18 protein-coding genes are annotated in these 21123 nt (G+C 75.2%); 6 read left to right on the plus strand and 12 right to left on the minus strand.

The window, feature by feature from the left end; translation table 11 throughout:
* Position 1: 1 nt before the first annotated feature.
* The 4 genes from EDD33_RS14400 to mraZ form a co-directional block, all read right to left on the minus strand.
* Positions 2-1915, minus strand: coding sequence for a peptidoglycan D,D-transpeptidase FtsI family protein (locus EDD33_RS14400; protein ID WP_246003528.1), 1914 nt, complete (start codon positions 1913-1915; stop codon positions 2-4).
* A gap of 66 nt (positions 1916-1981) precedes the next feature.
* A complete protein-coding gene (gene ftsL / locus EDD33_RS14405; protein WP_123391652.1) occupies positions 1982-2506 on the minus strand; it encodes a cell division protein FtsL in 525 nt (174 codons plus the stop codon).
* The gene (gene rsmH, locus EDD33_RS14410) at positions 2503-3471 is read right to left on the minus strand and encodes a 16S rRNA (cytosine(1402)-N(4))-methyltransferase RsmH (protein WP_123391654.1); all 969 of its coding nucleotides are present in this window, start codon (positions 3469-3471) and stop codon (positions 2503-2505) included. The genes ftsL and rsmH overlap by 4 nt, the downstream gene beginning before the upstream one ends.
* 422 nt (positions 3472-3893) lie before the next feature.
* A complete protein-coding gene (gene mraZ / locus EDD33_RS14420) occupies positions 3894-4322 on the minus strand; it encodes a division/cell wall cluster transcriptional repressor MraZ (protein ID WP_123391656.1) in 429 nt (142 codons plus the stop codon).
* A gap of 305 nt (positions 4323-4627) precedes the next feature.
* On the opposite strand from mraZ, the gene EDD33_RS14425 reads away from it, so the two are divergent.
* The 3 genes from EDD33_RS14425 to EDD33_RS14435 are packed head-to-tail and all read left to right on the plus strand — an operon-like array spanning position 4628 to position 9211.
* Complete coding sequence (locus EDD33_RS14425; protein ID WP_425463854.1) at positions 4628-5671, plus strand: AAA family ATPase; 1044 nt, start codon at positions 4628-4630, stop codon at positions 5669-5671.
* Complete coding sequence (locus EDD33_RS14430; protein ID WP_123391658.1) at positions 5664-6878, plus strand: DUF58 domain-containing protein; 1215 nt, start codon at positions 5664-5666, stop codon at positions 6876-6878. The genes EDD33_RS14425 and EDD33_RS14430 overlap by 8 nt, the downstream gene beginning before the upstream one ends.
* The gene (locus EDD33_RS14435; protein ID WP_123391659.1) at positions 6875-9211 is read left to right on the plus strand and encodes a transglutaminase TgpA family protein; all 2337 of its coding nucleotides are present in this window, start codon (positions 6875-6877) and stop codon (positions 9209-9211) included. Before EDD33_RS14430 ends, EDD33_RS14435 begins: the two co-directional genes overlap by 4 nt.
* A 118-nt stretch (positions 9212-9329) precedes the next feature.
* On the opposite strand, the gene EDD33_RS14440 is transcribed toward EDD33_RS14435, so the two are convergent.
* From EDD33_RS14440 to EDD33_RS14465, 6 genes are all read right to left on the minus strand, one after another.
* On the minus strand, positions 9330-9818 hold the full coding sequence (locus EDD33_RS14440) for a DUF3040 domain-containing protein (protein ID WP_123391661.1): 489 nt from the start codon (positions 9816-9818) through the stop codon (positions 9330-9332).
* Positions 9819-10000: 182 nt separating this feature from the next.
* Complete coding sequence (dinB, locus tag EDD33_RS14445; protein WP_425463855.1) at positions 10001-11248, minus strand: DNA polymerase IV; 1248 nt, start codon at positions 11246-11248, stop codon at positions 10001-10003.
* A gap of 66 nt (positions 11249-11314) precedes the next feature.
* Complete coding sequence (locus tag EDD33_RS14450) at positions 11315-12046, minus strand: methyltransferase domain-containing protein (RefSeq protein ID WP_123391663.1); 732 nt, start codon at positions 12044-12046, stop codon at positions 11315-11317.
* Positions 12047-12119: 73 nt separating this feature from the next.
* A complete protein-coding gene (locus EDD33_RS14455) occupies positions 12120-15830 on the minus strand; it encodes a DNA polymerase III subunit alpha (protein WP_123391664.1) in 3711 nt (1236 codons plus the stop codon).
* Positions 15831-15842: 12 nt separating this feature from the next.
* Positions 15843-16274 carry an SAV_6107 family HEPN domain-containing protein gene (locus EDD33_RS14460; protein WP_170169836.1) on the minus strand — a complete coding sequence of 144 codons (432 nt, stop codon included), beginning with the start codon at positions 16272-16274 and terminating at the stop codon, positions 15843-15845.
* An 11-nt stretch (positions 16275-16285) separates the two neighbouring features.
* Complete coding sequence (locus tag EDD33_RS14465; RefSeq protein ID WP_123391665.1) at positions 16286-16639, minus strand: DUF6504 family protein; 354 nt, start codon at positions 16637-16639, stop codon at positions 16286-16288.
* A gap of 173 nt (positions 16640-16812) precedes the next feature.
* On the opposite strand from EDD33_RS14465, the gene EDD33_RS14470 reads away from it, so the two are divergent.
* A complete protein-coding gene (locus EDD33_RS14470; protein WP_123391666.1) occupies positions 16813-17328 on the plus strand; it encodes a YbaK/EbsC family protein in 516 nt (171 codons plus the stop codon).
* A 45-nt stretch (positions 17329-17373) separates the two neighbouring features.
* Entirely contained in the window at positions 17374-18681 is a 1308-nt protein-coding gene (locus EDD33_RS14475) for a phytoene desaturase family protein (protein ID WP_123391667.1), read from the plus strand.
* 10 nt (positions 18682-18691) lie between these two features.
* Here EDD33_RS14475 and metF read toward each other — a convergent pair whose 3' ends face one another.
* Positions 18692-19579 carry a methylenetetrahydrofolate reductase [NAD(P)H] gene (gene metF, locus EDD33_RS14480; RefSeq protein WP_123391669.1) on the minus strand — a complete coding sequence of 296 codons (888 nt, stop codon included), beginning with the start codon at positions 19577-19579 and terminating at the stop codon, positions 18692-18694.
* 30 nt (positions 19580-19609) lie between these two features.
* On the opposite strand from metF, the gene EDD33_RS14485 reads away from it, so the two are divergent.
* Positions 19610-20695, plus strand: coding sequence for a polyprenyl synthetase family protein (locus tag EDD33_RS14485; protein WP_123391670.1), 1086 nt, complete (start codon positions 19610-19612; stop codon positions 20693-20695).
* A 38-nt stretch (positions 20696-20733) separates the two neighbouring features.
* On the opposite strand, the gene EDD33_RS14490 is transcribed toward EDD33_RS14485, so the two are convergent.
* On the minus strand, positions 20734-21120 hold the full coding sequence (locus EDD33_RS14490; RefSeq protein ID WP_123391671.1) for an Rv2175c family DNA-binding protein: 387 nt from the start codon (positions 21118-21120) through the stop codon (positions 20734-20736).
* Positions 21121-21123: the final 3 nt, after the last annotated feature.

Here is a 21123-nt window from a genome sequence, read left to right on the forward strand (position 1 = left end):
CCTATTCGGTGCCGCTGGTCGACCCGGCGGCCGTGCCGTCCGAGGCGGCACCGGACCCGTCGGACCCGCCCTCGAGGTCGTCGCTGTCGACCTCGCCCTGCCCGGGACGCAGGCTGCTGGGCGAGGGGACACCGAGGTCCTGGCCGCTGCTCCACTCCGTGGGGATGCTGGGCGGGAGGGCGCCGGTCGGCGCCACGGCGTACTTCTGGAGCAGGTAGGCGAGGATCTTGCGGAAGATCGGACCGGTCGTGCCGGCCCCGCTGCCGCCGATCTTGGGCTTGTTGACCATCGCGTAGACGGTGAAGCGGGGGTCGTCGGCCGGGGCGAACCCGCCGAAGGAGACGGCCTTGCCGCCCATGGCGTAGCACTTGCACTCCCCGCCGGCCTGCTGCGCGGTGCCGGTCTTCCCGGCGACGCGGTAGCCCTGGATGCCGGCGCCGGGAGCGGTGCCGACGTCGGGGGTGGTGACCAGCTCCATCATCTCGGCGGTCTTGCGGGCGGCCTCGCTGCTGACCGCCCGGCGCTTGGTGGCGGTGGCGGTGCCGACCTCCTGGCCCGCCGACGTGCGCTGGCGACCCTCGACGATGCTGGGCTCGACCAGCTCCCCGTCGTTGCCGAGGGCGTTGACGGCAGCGGCCATCTGGAGGGCGTTGACCGAGATGCCCTGGCCGAACGCGATCTGCGCCCGGCTCAGCACCGACCACTGCGAGGCGTCGGTGAGCAGCCCGCGGCTCTCGCCGGGCAGGCCGACCCCGGTCTTCTGGCCGAGGCCGAAGCGGGTCAGGTGGTCGTGCAGCTCCTGCGGCGTGAACTGGCCCGCGGCGATGGCGGTGCCGATGTTGCTCGACTGCGCCAGCGCGCCGGCGACGGTCATCTTGAGCGTGCCGTGGTCGAACCAGTCGCCGATGACGCGGTCGAGCACCGGCAGCTCGCCGGGCACGGTCAGCCTGGTCTCGGGCGAGACCTTGCCGTCGTCGATCAGCGAGGAGAAGGTGAGCACCTTCTGCACCGAGCCCGGCTCGTAGACGTCGGAGACCGCGGTCGAGACGAGCTTGCGCTGCGCCTCGGCGACCTGGGCCGGGGTCATCCCCGGCGTGGTGCCCGTGCAGTCGGCCAGGGCCAGCAGCTCCCCGGTGCGGGTGTCCATGGCGATCGCGACCCCGGACTCGGCCTGCACCGTCTGGACGGTGTTGCACAGCACGCGCTGGGCGTACCACTGCACGTCGCGGTCGATGGTGAGCCGGAGGTCCTTGCCGTCGACCGGCGCGACCCGGCTGTTGTCACCGAGCGGGATCCGGTTGCCGCCGCCGACCTCGTAGGTCTCGCGGCCGTCCTTGCCGGCCAGGAGCGTGTCGAAGGCCAGCTCGAGGCCCGCGGCGGGCTTGCCGTCCTCGCCGAGGAACCCGATCACGTTGCCGGCCACGTCGCCGGAGGGGTAGCTGCGCAGCGGGTCGGGCCGGGTGTCGATGCCGGTCAGCTCCTGCTCGCGCAGCTCGGCGACGACGGAGGAGGCGAGCGTGGAGGGGATGCGGCGGGCGACGTAGGCGAACCGCGTGTCCTTCTCGGTCAGCGTCTCGCGGACCTCGAAGTAGTCGAGGTCGAGCCGGTCGGCCAGGATCCGGGCGATCGCGTCGGCGTTGGGGGCCGTGGTCTGCGGGTCGGCCACGACCATGAGGCCGGCGACCGACTCGGCCAGCGGCTCGCCGTTGCGGTCGAGGATGCGTCCGCGCTTGGCCGGCAGGTCGAGGGTCACCAGGCCGGAGGACTCGGCGCGGGCGGCGTACGACGCGGCGTCGATCCCCTGGATCTGCACCAGCCGACCGGCGAAGAGCGAGAGGAGCATCGCCACCCCGATCAGCGCCACCCGGAGGCGGAGGTGGGTCGTCCCGCGCGAGGAACGGCGGGTTGGGCTCACAGGTGGCTCCGGGGGTCGCGGGCCCGGTCAGCCCGGGCGGGTGGGCGGTGTGCTCTGTCTATCGGCTCAGGGGGTGGCGTCGGCGGCGGCGCGCGGGGTCGCCTCGACGATGACCGTGCGCCGCTCGATCTCGGCCGGCTTCTTCGACGGACCGGGCGTGACCTGGACGGCGTCGCCGCCTCCCGCCGGGGTGGGCGTGCCCAGGACGCGGCCGTCGCTGAGCCGCACGAAGGCCGGCGTCTGCGGGGCGACCATGCCGAGGTCGCGCGCGGACTGAGCCAGCTGCTGGGGGTCGCGCAGCCCGTCGAGCTCGAGGTCGAGGGCCTGCTTGCGGGCGGTGAGCTCGGTGGCACGGTCCTGCAGCGCGGTCGCGGCGAAGGAGGTCTGCTGCATCTGGGTGTTGAACATCAGCAGGCCCACCACGCCACCGGCGAGGACGACCAGGACGAGCACCGCGAACGGCGTCCGGGCGGCCTGGGTGCGGCCCAGGGACCGCGCGGGGACGACGGTGAGCCGGGCCCGCTCGACGGCGGCCTCGGCGAAGCGGGGCAGGCGGCGGCCGCTGGCGGCCTGTGAGGACGAGGTGCTCATGCGGCGTGGTCTCCCCGGTTGGTGTTGACACGTTCGACGGCGCGCAGCCGCACCGAGGCGGCTCGCGGGTTCTGGGCGATCTCCTCGGCGGTGGCCTTCTCCGACCCGCGGGTGACCGAGCGCAGCGGCGGCTCGAGGTCAGCGGGCACGACCGGGAGGTCGTGGGGGGCGGTGGAGCTCGTGCCGGCCGTGAAGACACGCTTCACGAGGCGGTCCTCGAGCGAGTGGTAGCTCATCACCACGACGCGGCCCCCGACCGGCGTCGCGGCCACGGCGGCCGGCACGGCGCGCTCGAGGACGCCGAGCTCGTCGTTGACCTCGATGCGCAGCGCCTGGAAGGTGCGCTTGGCCGGGTGTCCTCCCGTACGCCGCGCGGGCGCCGGGATGGTGTCGTAGAGCAGCTCGACCAGGCGGGCCGAGCGGGTGAACGGCTCGGTCTCGCGCGCCTTGACCACGGCGCGGGCGATCGCGCGGGCGAACTTCTCCTCGCCGTAGCGGCTCAGCACGCGGGCCAGGTCGCCCACGTCGTAGGTGTTGAGCACGTCGGCGGCGGTGCGACCGACGCTGTCGTCCATGCGCATGTCGAGCGGAGCGTCCTCGGCGTAGGCGAACCCGCGCTCGCGGACGTCGAGCTGCATCGAGGAGACCCCGAGGTCGAACAGCACGCCGTCGAGGTGGGCCAGGCCCAGGTCGTCGAGGACGTCGGGGATCTCGTCGTACACCGCGTGGACCAGGGTCAGCCGCTCGGCGTGGGGCGCGAGCCGCTCGCCGGCCAGCTCGAGGGCGTGGGGGTCGCGGTCGACGCCGACGACCCGGGCCTCGGGGCAGCGCTCGAGGACGGCCTCGGTGTGGCCGCCGAGGCCCAGGGTGGCGTCGAGGAAGGTCGCTCCGGGGCGCTGCAGGGCGGGCGCGAGGAGCGCGACGACCCGGTCGAGCATGACCGGGACGTGGCTGGGGTTCGGCATGGGCGGCGCGGACCTAGCCGGCGACCTGGACGAGGAGCATCAGCAGCAGGGCGAGCCCGCAGGAGGCCACGGCCGAGAAGGCCATCACCGCGACCTGGTCGCGGGCCTCGTGGCGCACGCGGCGACCGCCGGGACCGGCGCCGGGGGCGGGACCTCCGCGGCGGTGCGCTGGGTGTGCGTGGTGCTCACGGTGTCGACCCCCTCGGTGGAGCGCTGCTGGTGCGTGGGTGCTGCCGGGTGCGGCAGCGCGGCGGGATCGCAGGGCCAGGTTCTCCGTCCGCTCGTCCCGTGGAGGGAAGAGGTGGCCTTCTGACACCGGGGAAGGTGCGTCAGACGGCCGGGGATGAGCGGACGTGAGCCTCGCCCTGCGATCTCGCTGTGGAGTTGTGGAGTTGTGCCGGTGGTGCGGGGTGGAGCAGGACTCAGAAGCCGGGGAAGACTTCCTCGGAGAGGTTGGCGAAGGCCATCTCCTGGTCCGCGGTGTAGCGGGTCCAGGCCGACGGCTCCCAGATCTCGACGCGGTCGTAGATGCCGATGACCACGGCCTCGCGGTCGAGCCCGGCGTACGCCCGCAGCTCGGGGGTCAGCGAGACGCGGCCCTGCTTGTCCGGCACCTGCTCCGAGGCGAGCGCGAACAGCATCCGGCCGTAGGCCCGGAGACGGGCGTCGGTCTGCGAGGCGTTCTTGAACTTCTCGGTGAAGACGTCGAAGTCGGCGCGGGTGCGGAGGTCGAGGGAGCGGTCCTGGCCACGGGTGATCACGAGCCCCTCCTTCATCTCCTCGCGGAACTTCGCCGGGAGGAACAGGCGCCCCTTCTCGTCGAGCTTCGGGGTGTAGGTGCCGGAGAACATCTGCTGCTCCCCTCGCCGACCCCGAGGACTCCTGGTTCCTCCACTGCGCTCCACTTTACACCACTTCCCTCCACCAGCAACCACTTTCACGCCCCCACCCACCCCTTTCCCCCGCGTCGTCGCAGGTCGGGGCTCCCTGGGGGCCGGCCGCCGGTGGGGCGGGAGCGGCGGCGCGACCCGTGGCCCGGTGTGGCCCCATGGGGTTCACTGGTGGCCAGCCCCGCCCGTACGCCGCGACGAGGTCGCCCGACCGCCGTGGTGCGTGGTGGGTGGTGGAGCGACGTGGAGCAGGTGGAGGACGAGTGGTGAGCGACGTGACGACCCAGGGCCGTGGCAGCACCGGCCCGCGCGGCGACGGCTCCGGCGGGGTGGACGGGGTCGACGAGGTCCGCCTCGTCGCCGAGCGGGTCCAGGCCAACGTGGCCACCGTCATCGAAGGCAAGCCCGAGATCGCCCGCACCGCCCTCGTGGTGCTGCTCTCCGGGGGCCACCTGCTGATCGAGGACGTGCCAGGCGTGGGCAAGACGATGCTGAGCAAGGCCCTGGCCCGCTCCATCGACTGCAGCGTCCGGCGGATCCAGTTCACCCCCGACCTGCTGCCCTCCGACGTCACGGGCGTCTCGGTGTTCAACCAGGACACCCGGCTCTTCGAGTTCCGGCCCGGCGGGATCTTCGCCAACATCGTCGTCGGCGACGAGATCAACCGCGCCAGCCCCAAGACGCAGTCGGCGATGCTCGAGTGCATGGAGGAGGCCCAGGTCACCGTCGACGGGTCGACGTACGGCCTGGAGTCGCCGTTCATGGTGATCGCGACGCAGAACCCCATCGAGATGGAGGGCACCTACTCGCTGCCCGAGGCCCAGCGCGACCGGTTCATGGTGCGGCTCTCGATGGGCTACCCCGTCGAGTCGGCCGAGATCGCGATGCTCTCGGCCCGCGAGGGCACCAGCCCGATCGACGAGCTCGAGCCGGTCACCGACGCCGCCGAGGTGCGCAAGCTCATCGAGGTGACCGGGCGGGTGCACGTCTCCCCCGCCGTCCAGCAGTACGCCGTGGCGCTGGCCACCGCGACGCGCCGCTCCCCCGACCTCCGCCTCGGCGCCTCGCCGCGCTCCACGCTGCAGCTGGTCCGCGCCGCCCGCACGTGGGCGGCGATGCAGGGCCGTTCCTACGTGCTGCCCGACGACGTGCGCGAGCTGGCCACCCAGGTGCTGCCGCACCGGCTGCTGCTGACCATGGAGTCGACCATGGCCGGCCGCAAGGCGTTGCAGGTCGTCGAGCAGATCCTCGCGCAGGTGCCGGTCCCCGGCCCCGCCTCCGGCTCCGGTGCGGGCAGCAGGCGTGCGTGACCTGACCCTCCGGGGTCGCTGCTTCCTCGCCGCCGGGGTCGCGGCCGTCCTCTGCGGCATCCAGGTCGGCGAGCGCGACTTCGTGCGGATGGGGCTGCTGGCCGTGGCGGTCCCGCTCGTGGCCTGGCTGCTGGTGCGTCGTACGCCGCGCACGGTGTGGGTGCGCCGCAACCTCAGCTCGCTGCGGGTCGAGGCCGGCGGCACCGCCCAGGTCGAGGTGGCGCTCGGCAACGACGGCCGCACCACCGGCCGGCTGCTCGTCGAGGAGGGGCTGCCCGAGGAGCTCGGCTCGCGGCGCAGCTTCGTCGTCGACCCGCTGCCCACCGGCGGCCGCACCACGTTGGGCTACCTCATCCGCACCACCGCCCGGGGGCGGTTCCCCGTCGGGCCGGTGCACGTCCACGTCGCCGACGCCCTCGGCATGGTCGACCTCGAGCAGGAGCTCGACTCCCGCGACTCGCTGCTCGTCACCCCGCGCACGGTGCCGCTGCCGCGGATCCCGCTGACCGGCCGGTGGGCCGGCACCGGTGACAACCGCGCCCGCGAGCTGCTCGGCGGCGGCAGCCCGGACGTCACCATCCGGGAGTACCGCCTCGGCGACGACCTGCGTCGCATCCACTGGCCCAGCAGCGCCCGCAACGACGAGCTCATGGTGCGCCGCGAGGAGCAGGAGTGGCAGCTGCGCTGCACCCTGCTCCTCGACCACCGCCTGGCCAACCACCGCGGCCGCGGCGAGGACTCCTCCTGGGAGGCCGCGGTCAGCGTCGCCGCCTCGCTCGTGCAGCACCTCGCGGCCCAGGGCTTCGAGGTGCGCCTGGTCACGGCGGCCGGCGCGAGCGCGTCCCCGGAGTGGCAAGCCGGGCGCGGCAGCCTCGGCGTGCACGAGCAGCTGGAGCGGCTCGCGGTGCTGCGCGGCTCGCGGCAGGGCACGCTGGCCACCGACTGGGTCGACGAGAGCCAGCACGGCGGCCTGCTGCTGGCCGTCCTCGGCGACCTCGACGACGCCGACCGGCGCACGCTCGGCCGGCTCGCGACGGCCGGGGACGCGGCGTACGCCGTGGTGCTGGACGTCGACTCGTGGTCGACCACCGCCCGCGTCGCCGGACGCACCACCCCGACCGCCGAGCTCCGCCGCCACGGCTGGCGGGCCGCCACCCTCGCCCGCGGCGGCTCCCTGGGCGCGACCTGGCAGGAGCTCGGCCGATGACCACCACCGCCCCTCCCGCCGGCAGCGCCACCACCGGCCCCCCGTCCGAGGCCTCCCCGGCTCCCCGCCCCCGCGGTCCCTGGCGCCCGGTGCCCGCGGTCGTCGGCTTCCTCGCGGCCTGGGTGGCGCTGTTCTCGTGGAGCGGCATGATCGCCGAGCCCTCCGGCTTCCTGGTCCCCGTCGGGGTCGGCGGGCTGGTGCTGGCGCTCGTCGGCAGCCTGCTGCGGCTGGCCCGCGTGGCGTCGTACGCCGTGGCGGCGGTGCAGGCGGTCCTCGGCGTGCTGCTGCTCAACCTCTTCTTCGCCTCGGGGCAGTCGCTGCTGGGCGTCGTGCCGACCGGCGCCTCGCTGCAGCGCCTGGCGGTGCTGGTGGAGAACGGCGCCCGGGCACTGAACTACTACGCCGCACCGGTGGAGTCGTTCGCGACCTCGACGCAGGCGCTGCTCGCGGCGTGCGGGCTGCTCGTCGTGTACGCCGTCGACGTGCTCGCGCTGGGCCTGCGACGCCCGCCGCTGGCGGCGCTCCCGCTGCTCGTGGCCCTCAGCGTCCCGGTGACGATCCTGCTCGAGGACCTCGCGCTGCCGGTCTTCGTCGTCGTCGCCCTGCTCTTCGTGCGGCTGCTCGCGGCGGAGCGTCACGACCGGTGGGCCCGCGGTCGTGACGCGCTGCCGCGACGCGGCCCCGACGACGGCCGCACCGTGGCCGAGCCCGGTCGCGGCCTGGTCTGGCAGGTCTCGCTCGCGGCGGTCGCCCTGGCGCTGCTGGTGGCCCCGCTGGTGCCGGTCAGCGACGCCCTGCCCGACGACGGCACCGGCGAGGGCCCGGGCACCGGCGCGGGCGACATCCGGCTCAACACGACCGTGAACCCCTTCATCTCGCTGCGTCGGGAGCTGATCGAGCAGACCGCCACCCCGCTGGTCTACGCACGCACGGACGCCGACCAGACGGCGTACCTCCGCACGACCGTGCTCGACAGCTTCACCGGCCAGCAGTGGCGGCCCTCCCAGCGCGACCTGCCCAGCGACAACCTGGCCGACGGCGTGCTGCCCGGCCCGCCCGGCCTCGCCGCCGGCACGGGCGGTCCGGAGGCCGACTGGGACTTCGAGCTGGCGTCGGCCTACTCCACCAGCTGGCTCCCGCTGCCCTACCCGCTGCGCGAGATCGCGGTCGAGGGCAACTGGCGCTACGACGAGCGCACCTTCGACGTGGCGCTGGTCCGCGGCCGCGCCCCCCAGGGCCTGGAGTACGCCGCCCGCTCGTTCACCCCCCGCGTCACCGCCGCCCAGCTCGACTCCGCCCTGCGGCCGCCGGCCAGCGTCCGCGAGACCGGCACCGCGCTGCCGCGCGACCTGCCGCCGGTGATCGCCCAGACCGCGCGCGAGGTGACGGCGGGCGCCGACACCGCGTTCGCGCAGGCGGTGGCGCTACAGGACTGGTTCCGCACCTCCGGCGGCTTCACCTACTCGCTGGAGCAGCGCAACGGCTCGGGCATGCAGCTGCTCGCCGACTTCGTCACCACCGACCGCATCGGCTACTGCGAGCAGTTCGCCGCCGCCATGGCCACCATGGCGCGCACCCTGGGCATCCCCGCCCGGATCGCGGTCGGCTTCCTGTCGCCGGAGCAGCAGCCCGACGGCCGGCTCCTCTACACCTCCGACACCCGCCACGCCTGGCCCGAGCTCTACTTCTCCGGCGCCGGCTGGGTCCGCTTCGAGCCCACCCCGGGCGGGCGCACCGGCGCCACCCCGAGCTACACCCGGCAGTCGCCCGACGAGCCGACCGCCGCCCCCACCCCCTCGGACGAGGCGTCCCCCGAGGCCGCCCCCGAGCCCGAGCAGCTGCCCGAGGACGCCGCCGACGGCTCCGGTGGCGGCGGCCCGCTGCCCTGGGGGTCGCTGCTCGTGCCCGTCGCGCTGGTCCTGCTCGCCGGCGGTCCGACGCTCGTGCGGCGACGCCAGCGAGACCGGCGCCTCGGCGGGGCCTCCGGCAGCCCCGACGGGCCCACCGCCGAGGACGCCTGGGCCGAGCTGCGCGCCGTGGTCCTCGACGAGGGCCGCGACTGGCCGAGCACCCGGACGCCGCGGGAACAGGCCCGCCGCGTCCTCGCGCAGGCCGACGGCGCGGACCCGCAGGACCTCAGCCGGCTCGAGGCGATGCTCGTCGAGGTCGAGCGGGACCGCTACTCCGGAGCGGGCGGCGTACGGCAGGCGGTGCGGACCGAGGACGTCCGGGACACGCTGGCGACGTGGCAGCGGCTGCTGCGTCGTACGGACGAGGGGCGGGTGGCCCGCTGGCGCCGACGCTGGTGGCCCGCCTCGCTCACGACGCGCTAGGCGTGGGGCGGTGGCGGCTGCGCCTGGTGGTCAGGTCGTCGCCGGTCGCAGGACCGGGGTACGCGCGACGGCGTCGCGGCAGGTCATCGCCGGCGGACGACACCGGTGACGCGGTGGATCAGTAGCCCTGCTGGCGGCGACGCTCCCAGCGCTGCTCCATGCGCTGCATGAAGGTGCCCTGGCGAGGCGTGCTGGAGCGTCCGGAGCGGCGGGGGGCCTTGGGGCCCTTGCTGCGCTTGGTGGCACGACCGCCCTCGATGACACCGAAGCGGTGCGGGTGGTCGTCGAAGTCGAAGAGCTGCTCCTCGCCGCTCCTGGGCTGCTGGGCGGCGGGGGCGTGACGCCCGCGCCACGCGGCCAGGCCGAGGGTGGCCGAGGCGAGCATCACCAGGAAGCCGAGGACGGCGAGCCAGATCTGCTGGGCGACCGCGCCGCCCATGAGCATCCCGATGCCGAGGGCGAACACCGCGGCCGCCCCGACGGTGCGGAGCTTGGCGGTGCGCTCGAGGGCGCTGCCCCGGAGCGTGGAGGCGAACTTGGGATCCTCCTGCGCAAGCGCCTGCTCCATCTGCTCGAGCAGGCGGAGCTCCTCTTCGGAGAGTGGCACGGCGTCCTCCCACGTGGCTGGCCCGGTGATGGGCCCGGTGAATGACCCGGTGACCGTCCCTGTGCAGGGGGCGGTCGGTGTCGGTGCGTCAAGTCTAGGCAGGCGGTGGGCGTGGCGGTAGCCGAGATCACAAATAGTGGCCAGATCAGTGGTAGGAGCCCGACCCGATCCCGGTGCCGGCGTCAGGGCCGGTCCCCCTGCAGCAGCGTGGCCCGGCGCACGGCGCCGCCGCCGAACCTGCTGGCGGCCGCGTCGACCGCCCGGTCGGCGTCCTCCCAGCCCCGCTCGCGAGCCCCCAGGACGAGCTGGCGCTGGACCTGCTCCCGTGGCACCAGCCCCTCCACCCGCACCCCGACGAGGCGGATCCGGGCCCGCTGCAGGCCGAGCGCGTCGTAGAGGCCGGCCGCAGTGGCGTGGACCTCGGCCGTGACGTCGGTGGCGTCGCCGAGGGTGCGCGAGCGGGTGAGGGTGGTGAAGTCGGCGAACCGCACGCGCAGCGTGACGGTGCGGCCCGCGACCCCGGCCGTCCGCATCCGGCTGGTCACCTTGGCCGAGAGGCGGAGCAGCTCGCGGAGCACCACCGCCCGGTCGTCGGTGTCGCGGCCGAAGGTCTCGTCGGCGCCCATGCTGCGGTCGGGCTCGTGGGTCGGACGGCGGGGGGTCAGGGTGCGCCGGTCGGTGCCCCACGCGAGGTGGTGCAGGTGGGCACCGGCCGCGTTGCCGATGCCGCGCTGCAGCGTGGCCACCGGCGTGTGGGCGACCTCGCCCACCGTGCGCAGCCCGAGCCGGTGCAGCTGGTCGCGGGTCTTCTCCCCCACGCCGTAGAGCTCCCCCACGTCGAGCGGGTGCAGGAACCGGGTCACCTCGCGGGGCGGCACCACCAGCACCCCGTCGGGCTTGGCGCGCCGGCTGGCCAGCTTGGCCACCGCGACCGTCCCGGCGACCCCGACCGAGCAGGTGATCCGCTGCTCGTCCGACACGCGGGCCCGGACGTGCTCGGCGATCCGGCGCGGTGAGCCCAGGCGCCGGGTCGCCCCGGAGACGTCGAGGAACGCCTCGTCGAGGGAGGCCGCCTCGACGACCGGGGTGACCTGGCGGAAGATCTCCATCACCGAGGACGAGACGCTCTCGAAGTCGCCGTAGTCGGGGGGCAGCACGACCGCCTCGGGACACAACCGCCGGGCCCGGGTCATCGGGAGCGCCGACCGGACGCCGTAGCGCCGGGCCGGGTAGTTGGCGGCGAGCACCACACCCCGGTGGCCACCGCCCACGATCACCGGCACCGACTGCAGGTCGGGCCGGTCACGGGTGGCCACCGACGCGAAGAAGGCGTCCATGTCGACGTGCAGGATCGGGCAGTCCCACGACGGGTCCGCCGGTGCGCCGGCACCCGGACGCCCCGGTGAGCCCGGCGGGCCCGCCGGGCTCACCGGGGCCCCCGGTCCGGTGCGCCGCTCCGGCGCGGGAGGCCGGTCGGGCCGGTCGGTCCCGTGGGGTCAGGCCGGCCGGGCGGGGGTGAGCCGGGCGAGCACGTGGAGCTGGCTGGCGACGGTGAGGTACTCCGGACGCTCGGCCACCGCCCGCTCCAGCTCGAGCAGCGCCGCGCCGGCCCCCGGCTCGAGGTCGAGCAGCGAGGACGGCACGAGGTCGGTGAAGACCCGGACCCCGTGGACCGCGGTGACGTCGAACCCGGCTGCGCCGAGCCGGTCGCGCAGCTCCTCGGCGGTGAAGCGGCGCTCGGTCGCGGTGCCCCCGCCGTCGGCGGTGAGCAGGTCACGCGCCTGGGTGAAGTGGCCGGCCATGGCACGGGCCAGGACGGCCGCGTGGCGCTGCCCCACCTGGAGCGAGAGCGTGCCCCCGGGGCGCAGCACCCCGGCGATCGCCGCGAGCGCCACCGCCGGCTCGTCGACGAGACCGAGCACGCCGTGGCACAGCACCAGGTCGACGTCCTGCGCCACCTCGGCGAGGGTGCCGAGGTCGCCCTGGACCCCGGTGACGCGACCCGCCACGCCCTCGTCGTGGGCCCGGCGCCCGAGCGCGGCGAGCGCGTCGGGACTGGGGTCGACGACGGTGACGTCGTGGCCGAGCGCGGCCACCCGGACCGCGAAGCCGCCGGTGCCGCCGCCGATGTCGAGGACCCGTCGGCTGCCACCGTCGAGCACCGCCTGCACGGCGTCCCACACGACGGCGGTGCGCACGGCGTTGCGGCGTTCGAGAGGGCGCTCCATGGCGCCCACCCTAGGGGGTGCCGGTCCCCCAGGAGCGCCCGGAGCACGGGCCCGGGGCCGGGTCGCGGGGCGCTCACCCGGCGCTCCCGGGACTGCGGTGCCAGAGCGTGCGCGCCACCTCACCGGTCACCACTCCGGCGCGGCTGCCGGCGGGCGCGACGTCGGCGTAGGGGGACGTCCGGAACCCGCTGGTGTGCACCATCACCCGGCGGGGGCCGGCGTCGCCCGCGGCCCCGTCCTGCCCCGACCCGGCCGGGCCGGAGCCGCGCGGGACGCGGGCGAGCTCGTCGTGCACCGCGGCCATCCCCCCGGCCTCCCCGAGGTCCTGCAGCGCTCCGAGGTCCCACGCCCCGGTCGCGCGCAGCGAGACGCCCCGCCGGCCGGTGCGGCGCAGCACGCCACGGACCACCAGCAGCCAGGACCCGAACACCGTCGCGGCGTAGGGACCCTGGACGTCCTCGAAGAAGGTGGCGTCGACCGGCCCGGTGGCGTCGTCCAGGGTCAGGAAGACCACGCGCCGGCCCGAACGGATCGGCGGGGTCTGCGTGGCGACCTTGACCCCGGCGACCAGCAGCTCGGCACCGCTGCGCGCCCCGAGCAGACCGGCCGAGCGGGTCACGCCGAGCCGGTCCAGGAACTCGGCGTGGAAGTCGACCACGTGCCGGCTGACGTCGAGCCCGAGGACGTCGAGCTCGGCGCGCACCCGGTCGGCGGGCGTCATCTCGGGCAGCCCGCTGACCTGCGGCGCGGGACCACCGAGGTCGAGGGCGAGCTGCACCGTGTCGTCGGCGGCGGCCCCGGCCCGCCGGGTGCGGCCCAGACCACGCGCCCGGCGCAGCTCCGCGCCCGCGGCGGCCCGCTGCAGCCGGTCGAGGTCGCCGACCTCGAGCAGCAGGTCGCGCCGCGTCACCCGGTGACGTCGACCGCCGCCCTCGCACCCGTCGAGGCCGTGGACGCTGTCGAGGCCACCGGCCTGCACCAACCGCTCCACGACCGGGCGGGAGACCCGGGCGCGCTGCCACAGGTCGGTCAGCGAGGCGTACGGCGCGCCCTCCCGACCGGCCACGATGCGCCGGACCTCGGCGTCGGTGATGCCGCGGACCTCGCTGAGCGAGAGCCGGATGCCGTAGCCCTCGCTCAGCCGCTCCACGGTGTAGGTCGCCGCGCTGGCGTTGACGTCGAGGCCCAGCACCGCGATGCCGAGCTGCCGGGCGTCGTCGAGGATCAGCCGCTTGGGATACATCCCCGGGTCGTGGGTCAGCAGCCCGGAGATGAAGTGGGCCGGGTAGTGGGCCTTGAGCCAGGCCGACTGGAAGGTCGGCAGCGCGAAGGCGGCCGCGTGGGCCTTGCAGAACCCGAACGAGGCGAAGGCCTCGATCACCTTCCAGATCTGCTCGACCACCCCGAGGTCGTAGCCCCGGCCCAGCGCCCGGGGGAAGAACCAGGCCCGCGTCTCGGCCATCCCGTCACGGTCGCCGAGCGCACGGCGCCACTCGTCGCCCTCGGCGTAGGAGCAGCCGGCGAACAGGGCGATGATCTCGATGACCTGCTCGTGGAAGACGACCACGCCGCGGGTGTCGCCGAGGATGGGGCGCAGGTCGTCGTGGAGGTAGCGGGGCAGCCGCCAGCCCTGCTTGGCCTCGAGGTAGGGGGTGATCATGTCGCTCTTGACCGGCCCGGGCCGGAACAGCGAGATGTCGGTGATGATGTCGGAGAACTCCTCGATGCCGGACTTGCCGACGAGCTCACGCTGGCCCGGGGACTCGATCTGGAAGATCCCGAGCGTCTTGGCGCTGGAGATCACGCGGTAGGTCGTCGGGTCGTCGAAGCGCACCTGGGTCTCGTCGTCGAGGTCGACGTGGTGTCCCTCCACCCGCTCGATCTCGGCGACGGCGTGGGCCATCGAGGACTGCATCCGGATGCCGAGCACGTCGAGCTTGAGCAGGCCGAGGTCCTCGACGTCGTCCTTGTCGAACTGGCTCATGGGGTAGCCCAGGAAGCTGCGCTCGACCGGCGTGCGCTCGAGCAGGCTGCGGTCGGAGAGCAGGACGCCGCAGGGGTGCATCGCGATGTGGCGGGGCAGGCCGTCGAGGCTCTCCACCAGCCGGAAGAACAGGTCGAGGCTCCCCCATTCCCCTGCGGCCCGGGCCGGGCCGGCCCGACCTGGGGAGCCGAGCGAGGAGGCGTCTCGCAGGGCGCGCAGCTCGGGCAGGTCGCGCAGCGCCAGCCGCGCGTCGCGGGCCCGCACGTGCGGGAAGGCCTTGGCGAGGGCGTCCACCTCGCCCGGCGGCATGCCCAGCGCGGCTCCGACGTCGCGGATGGCGTGGCGCACCTTGTAGGTGTCCATCATCGAGACCGTCGCGCAGCGCTCGCGGCCGTAGCGCTCCAGGATCGCGTCGTAGACCTCGAGCCGACGCGCGGACTCGACGTCGACGTCGATGTCGGGCAGCGAGCGGCGCCGCGGGGACAAGAAGCGCTCCATCAGCAGCCCGTGCCGGATCGGGTCGACCCCGGAGATGCCGAGCAGGTAGTTGACGAGGCTGCCGGCGCCCGAGCCGCGGGCGGCGCTGCGGATGCCGAGCCCGCGGACCATCTCGGTGACGTCACCGACGGTGAGGAAGTAGGAGGCGTAGCCGAGGTGTCGGATCGTCTCGAGCTCGTCGTCGAGCCGCTTCCAGATCCGCTGGCGGCCCACGTCGCCGAAGCGCCACCCGATGCGGGCCTCGCACCGCGCCCGCAGCACCGCGTCGGAAGGCCCCTCGGCCCCCACCCCGGCCGGGACGACGGTCGTGGAGAGCTCGAACTCGGGGAAGTGGACCTCGCCGAGACCGAGGTCGGCCCGGGGATCGAGCACGCACCGGTCGGCGACCCCCCGAGTGCCGGCCAGCAGCGCGGTCGCGCTGTTGGTGCCGGCGAGGCGGCACACCTCCTCGGCGACCTCGTGCATCTGCTTGCCGGACTTCAGGAAACCCTCGGCGTTGCGCCGGTCGAGGTGGCGCAGGTCCATCGGGACCAGCCGACGCGTGGCGTCGAGGACGTCGGTGGTGGGGGCGTCGAGGCGGTCGGCGAAGCGGACGGCGTTGCTGAGCACCACGGGGACCCGGCGACCGCGCCGCGAGGCCACCCCCAGCATCCGCGCGGCGTGGACCGAGGTGCCCGGACCGTCGCCCCGCAGCCGGTGGGAGGTCAGCTCGACCGCGAGCTGCCCGGGTCCCACGAGGTCGACCCACCGCGCCAGCACCTGCTCGGCGAGGTCGTCACGGCGGCGCGCTGCCGCCAGGCCGAGCTCCGAGGCGGGTCCGAGCAGCACCTGGACCGGCTCGCCGGCGACGTGCTCGGCGACCAGCCCCGCGCTGCACGCCGGCGCCCCCCGCTCGCCCGGCGCCGACCCGCGGCCCGTCCCGTCCGCCAGGGCCGCGCCGTGGGCCGCCGAGACCAGCCGGCACACCGCCGCCCAGCCACGGCGCCCCTGCGCCAGGAAGACCACCCGGGGCAGCCGGAGGTCGCGGTCGGCGCCGCCGCGCACCGGCGTGCGGGACGCCGGGCCGGCCCGGCCGACCGGCTCGGGCCGGAACGCGAGGTCCACGCCGAGGATCGGCCGCACCCCGTGGGCGGCGGCGGCCTTGGCGAAGCGCACCGCGCCGTAGGTGCCGTCACGGTCGGTCAGCGCCAGCGCGTCCATCTCCTGCTCCGCCGCGCGCTCCACCAGGACGTGGGGGTGCGAGGCGCCGAAGCGCAGGGAGTAGCCGGACGCGACGTGCAGGTGCACGAAGGGGTCGGACACGAGCGGCCCGGCTCAGGCGACACGGATGGGAGCGTGCTCGGTCAACCCGAGCGAGGTCTCGACCAGCGCCAGGAACCGGTCGGCGTCGCGGACGAGGTCGTCGGCCTCCCGCGGGGTCACCGCGCGCCGGGAGCCCGCCTCGGCCGCAGCCCGCTTGGCGGCGCCCGCCGCGAAGAACGTGGCCCACTCCTCCAGCTCGGGGGCGACCTCGGCCAGCAGCACCCAGGCGTTCTTCTGCCGGGACCGGCGACCGGTGGTGGGTCGGGCCCGCGCCGCGAGCAGGGCGGCCGTGGCGCGCAGCGCCGAGACGTGGGCCTGGGCGTAGCGCTCGGGCACCCCGGCGGTGGTGATCGCCTCGCGCAACGAGGTGGCGGCCCGCTCGAGGTAGGCGTGGGTGGCGGCCGGCAGGAAGGCCGGCGGCGAGTAGTCGACGGCAGCGCTCACGGTCGGCCCCCTCAGTCCATCGCCCGGGCGAGCTGCCAGCTGCCGTCGGACCAGCTGAAGACGAGGTCGAAGACCCCGTAGCCCGGGTCGGCGTCGCCACCGGCTCCGCCGCGACCCGCAGCCGCCGCCAGCGCCGCGACCCTTCCCCGGGCCGCGGTCACCCGCCAGACCTCCTGCTCGCGGAGCAGGTCGGTGACCGCGCCGCCCGTGTCCTCACCGGCCGCCGGACGGGCCCACCAGGCGCCGGTCTCCACCCAGTGCGCCACCACCTCGCGCACCTGCCACAGCCGCCCCCGCCACAGGAACTGCTCGGGGTCCTCCTCCGCACCCTTGCGGACCTCCACCGGGTCGTCGTAACGCCGCACGTCGTGCTCCTCGTCTTCTCGCAGCCGTCTCGACCCGCTGGGTGCCCCGGTGGAGGACGGGGGTCGAGGTCGTCCCCCACCGAGGCTGATCGAACACCTGTTCGAACAACCCCAAGGTACACCCGCCCTCCGACAACCCGTCAAGCGTCGGACGGGCCGGTACGGTGCCCGCCATGAGCGACCCGGTCACCGAGCACGCCGCGATCACCCGGTTCCGGGAGGCCCTCGCCGCCCGCGGCGGCACCGGCGAGGTCGTGGTGCTGCCCGAGGGGGTGCACACGGCCGCCCTCGCGGCCCAGGCCCTGGGCTGCGAGGTCGGGGCGATCGCCAACAGCCTGCTGTTCGCGGTGCCCGGAGCTCCCGGGGCGACGGGACCCGCCGAGGGCACCCCGCTGCTGCTCCTGACCAGCGGGGCGCACCGGGTCGACACGGCGGCGGTGGCCGGCCGGATCGGCGTACCCGCCCTGCAGCGGGCGCGGCCCGACTTCGTGCGGCACCACACCGGGCAGGTGATCGGCGGGGTCTCGCCGCTGGGACACCCGGCACCGGTGCCGACCTACCTCGACCCGTGGCTGCGGCGCCACGAGGTGGTGTGGGCGGCGGCCGGCCACCCGGCCGCGGTGTTCAGCGCCACCGCCGAGGAGCTGCTGCGGATGACCGGCGCCACCGAGGTCGACGTCGAGGCCTGACGCCGCCGGGTCTCCCGCGGGGGACCGCCCCCTAGGGTGACCGCCATGGCACGGGTGGTGGTGGTCGGCGGCGGGTACGGCGGCCTCGCCAGCGCCGCCCGGCTGGCCAAGCTCGGCCACGACGTCACCGTCCTCGAGGCCCGCGACACCCTCGGTGGCGCCCAGGGCCGCGTCGAGCGCGACGGGTTCACCTGGGACGCCGGACCGACCCACACCCTGCTGCCGGCCGTCGCCCGCGACCTGTTCCGCAAGTCCGGCCGCCCCCTGGAGCGCGAGCTCGAGCTGGTGCCGCTCACCCCGCTGCGCCGGCACCGCTTCGAGGACGGCACCGAGCTCGACCTTCCCGCGGGGCGCGCGGACCAGCTGGCGGCGGTCGACGCCGCGCTCGGCCCCGGCGCCGGCACGGCCTGGGTCGAGCACGTCGACGCGTTCGCCGACGACTGGGCCGCACTGCGCCGCGACTACTTCGAGCGGCCCTTCTCCCGCGACCTCGCCGGCGACCACGCCAAGGCGCTGCTGGGCACCCGGCTGACGTTGCACAAGGTGCTGCGCTCGACCTTCCGCAAGGACGAGCGGCTCCGGCTGCTGGCCGGCACCGCCGCCCTGCTGGAGGGCCACGCGCTGCGCGACGTGCCGGCCTGGGTCGGGCTGTGGAGCTACGTCGAGCAGAACTTCGGCTCCTGGACGCTGCCCGGCGGCATGGCCGGGCTCACCGACGCCCTCGCCGCCCGCCTGACCACCCGGCGGGTGCAGGTCGAGCTCGGCACCCGCGTGCGCGACCTCGAGGTCCGCGACGGCCGGGTGCGCGGTGTCCGCACCGACGCCGGCGACCTGGACGCCGACGTCGTCGTGGTGGCTGTCGACCCGCGCCAGCTCCCGGCGCTCGCCTCCCACGTGCGCCGGACCAACCCGGTGATCCCGCCGGTGGTGGCCCACGTCGGCCTGGCCGGCGAGGTGCCCGACCTCCCCCGCGAGACGGTCTTCCACGGCGACCCGACCCTGGTGGTGCGCACGGGCGGCGTCGCGCCCGCCGGCCACCACGCCTGGACGCTGCTCGCGCGCGGCCGGATCAGCGAGGACCCGGTGACGGCGCTGGCGCGGCTCGGCGTCCGCGTGCGGGACCAGGTGGTCGTGCAGGTCGACCGCTCACCCCTGGAGCAGGTGCGCACCTACGGCGGCTCGCCGTACGGCGTGCTGTGGGAGGGCCGCGGCACCGTCGCCCACCGCCTCGGACCTCGTACGCCGGTCGCCGGGACCTATCTCGCCGGGGCCAGCGCCAACCCCGGGGCCGGCATCGCCGCCGTGGGTCTCTCGGCCTCGCTCGTCGCGCAGGCGGTCGGCCCGGCGTCCTGAGGGCGACCGGTCAGGCGCTGAGCGACAGCGCCGACCAGATCTCGCGGGTCGCCTTGGAGCGGTTGAGCGTGTAGAAGTGCAGGCCCGGCGACCCCTCGGCGAGGAGGTCGTCGCACAGCTCGGTGGCGATCGCGATGCCCTCGGACCGCACGGCCGCGGGGTCGTCGGCGAGCGGCTCGATGCGGGACCGGACCTCCTCGGGGATGTCGCGCCCGGAGAGCTCCACCATCTTGGTCATCGAGGTGATGCCCAGGATCGGCATGATGCCGGGGACGATCGGGATCGTGACCCCGGCGGCCCCGGCGCGCTCGACCAGCCCGAGGTAGTCCGAGGCGCGCAGCACCATCTCGGTGACGGCGAACTCCGCGCCCGCGTCCTGCTTGGCGCGCAGCACCGCGACGTCGTCGTCGAGCGTCGCCGCGTCGCGGTGGCCCTCGGGGAAGGCGGCGACGCCGACGCACAGGTCGCTGCTGCGCCGCACCAGCTCGACCAGCTCGTTGGCGTAGTCGACCCCGCCGGGCGTGGGCTCGAACGCCGTCCCCGGGCCACCGGGCGGGTCGCCGCGCAGCGCCAGGACGTTGCCGACACCGGACCCGCGGAGCGCCGCGAGGATGTCGAGCAGCTCGGCGGTGGTGTGGCCGACGCAGGTGAGGTGGGCCATCGGGAGCAGCGAGGTCTCCTGCGCGATCCGCGCCGTGATGGCCAGGGTGCGGTCGCGGGTGGTGCCGCCCGCGCCGTACGTCACGGAGACGAAGGAGGGCTGCAGGGGCTCCAGCTCGCTGATCGAGCGCCACAGGACGTCCTCGCCCGCCTCGTCCTTGGGCGGGAAGAACTCGAAGGAGAACGAGCGCTGTCCGCTCCCGAGCAGGTCGCCGATGCGCGCAGGGGTCCCGGACATGCTGCGAGGATACGGGGCTAGGCTCACCCGGTGACCGTGCCGCACGCAGCGTGGGACACCGCCGGTTTCCGGACCTCGGTCGAGTCCACGCTCCTCGACTTCGTCGACGCGCAGGCCGCCTGGCTGGCCGAGCTGGGGCCCGACGCCGACCGGCTCGTCGCCCACGCCCGCACCAGCGTCACCGGCGGCAAGCGGCTGCGCGCCGCCTTCTGCTGGTGGGGCCACCACGCGATCGACGACGCCCCCCTCGACGACGCGGCGCAGACCGCGCTGCTGCGGGCATGCGGTGCGCTGGAGCTGCTGCACGCCAGCGCTCTGGTGCACGACGACCTCATGGACGCCTCCGACACCCGGCGCGGCCACCCCTCGACCCACCGCGCGTTCGAGCGGCTGCACCGCGAGCAGGGGTGGCGCGGCGGCGCCGTGGAGTACGGCGCGTCGGCGGCCATCCTGCTCGGCGACCTGCTGCTCAGCTGGTCCGACGAGCTGCTGCGCACCTCAGGGCTGCCGGCCGAGCGCGTGCTGGAGGCGCTGCGCTTCCTCGACCTCACCCGCAGCGAGGTGGTGACGGGCCAGTTCCTCGACGTCTCCGCGCAGGCCCGCGGCACCGCCGACGTGGACACCGCGATGACGGTCCTGCGCTACAAGTCGGCGAAGTACAGCATCGAGCGGCCGCTGCACGTGGGCGCGGCGCTCGGCGGCGCGACGGCGGCCCAGGTCTCCGACCTGACCCGCTTCGGGCTCCCGCTCGGCGAGGCCTTCCAGCTGCGCGACGACGTGCTCGGCGTCTTCGGCGACCCGGCCGCGACCGGCAAGCCCGCGGGCGACGACCTGGTCGAGGGCAAGCGCACCGTGCTGGTCGCCCTCGCCCTCGACGCCCTCCCGCCGGAGCAGGGCCGACGTCTCGACGCCGCGCTCGGCACGCCGCTGGATCCCGACCAGGTGGCCGAGCTGCGCGACCTGATCAGCGCGAGCGGGGCGCTCGCGCAGCTGGAGCAGGTCATCGAGCACCTGACCGGCACGGCGCTCGGCGCCCTGGAGCGCGCCGAGGTCACCGACAGCGCCCGCACCGCCCTCGCCGGGCTGGCCGAGCAGGCCACGCAGCGCACGGTCTGAGCCCGGGCCCCAGGAGGCGGGCCGTCAGGACAGGGCCATCAGGACAGGGCCATCGCCTGGGCGCGGCGCTTGACCTCCGAGCCGCGGTTCTCGCGCAGCGCGTCGATGGGACGGCCCGGCAGGGTGTCGTCCTCGGTGAAGAGCCAGGTCAGGATCTCGAGGTCGTCGTAGTGGCCGTCGTGCAGCAGCGTCAGCAGCCCGGGAACGCCCTTGACGATCTCGCCGTCCATGACCAGCGCGGCGGGGACCTGCTGGCCGGCCTTCGGGCGCGGCACGGCGGCGGCGAGCTGGTGCTCACGGATCCAGGTGCGCACCCGGCTGACCGTCACGCCGAGCGCCTCGGCGGTCTGCTTCCAGTCCCACCACTCGCCCACGAGGGCGTCGAGGTCGGCCGGCGGGGCGTCGGCGGTGTCGTCGTCACTCACCGG

The organism is Nocardioides aurantiacus (assembly GCF_003752505.1).
Lineage (GTDB): Bacteria > Actinomycetota > Actinomycetes > Propionibacteriales > Nocardioidaceae > Marmoricola > Marmoricola aurantiacus.

Bases quoted from the DNA above. Each gene is read 5' to 3' on its own strand.
- ftsL (WP_123391652.1), bottom strand. From the start codon at position 2,506: ATGAGCACCTCGTCCTCACAGGCCGCCAGCGGCCGCCGCCTGCCCCGC.
- rsmH (WP_123391654.1), bottom strand. From the start codon at position 3,471: ATGCCGAACCCCAGCCACGTCCCGGTCATGCTCGACCGGGTCGTCGCG.
- mraZ (WP_123391656.1), bottom strand. From the start codon at position 4,322: ATGTTCTCCGGCACCTACACCCCGAAGCTCGACGAGAAGGGGCGCCTG.
- EDD33_RS14435 (WP_123391659.1), top strand. From the start codon at position 6,875: ATGACCACCACCGCCCCTCCCGCCGGCAGCGCCACCACCGGCCCCCCG.
- EDD33_RS14450 (WP_123391663.1), bottom strand. From the start codon at position 12,046: ATGGAGCGCCCTCTCGAACGCCGCAACGCCGTGCGCACCGCCGTCGTG.
- EDD33_RS14470 (WP_123391666.1), top strand. From the start codon at position 16,813: ATGAGCGACCCGGTCACCGAGCACGCCGCGATCACCCGGTTCCGGGAG.
- EDD33_RS14475 (WP_123391667.1), top strand. From the start codon at position 17,374: ATGGCACGGGTGGTGGTGGTCGGCGGCGGGTACGGCGGCCTCGCCAGC.
- metF (WP_123391669.1), bottom strand. From the start codon at position 19,579: ATGTCCGGGACCCCTGCGCGCATCGGCGACCTGCTCGGGAGCGGACAG.